The organism is Arthrobacter sp. PsM3 (assembly GCF_030433895.1).
Lineage (GTDB): Bacteria > Actinomycetota > Actinomycetes > Actinomycetales > Micrococcaceae > Arthrobacter.
This window is the reverse complement of the sequence record NZ_JARUXE010000153.1, coordinates 1-315: the sequence shown is the minus strand read 5'-3', so window position 1 is coordinate 315 and position 315 is coordinate 1. Positions and strand designations below refer to the sequence as shown.

The window sequence follows — 315 nt, the reverse complement described above, 5'->3', positions numbered from 1 at the left end:
GCTTGCGGTCGGTGCGGCCGGCGTCCTTGCGGGCGTAGGAGCGCTTGCCGATGAAGTCCTTGACCTTGGATACGACCCATTCCATGCCGGCGTCCTGCGGGGTGACGGTCCCGTCGGTGTCCTGGCCGACGATCGGGTACCCCTTCTCCGCGCGGAGCACGTGCATGGTTTCGGTGCCGTACGGGGTGATGTTGAATTCCGCGCCGGCCGCTGCCACGGACTCCCAGGTGTTCAGCCCGTACCAGGACGGGACGTTGATTTCGTAGGCCAGCTCACCGGAGAACGAGATCCGGCAGATCCGGGCCCGGACGCCGG

1 pseudogene is annotated in these 315 nt (G+C 67.3%); it reads right to left on the bottom strand.

The features are described from left to right. Positions 1–315: pseudogene (locus tag QCD75_RS22020) on the bottom strand (ferredoxin); the annotation flags it as partial.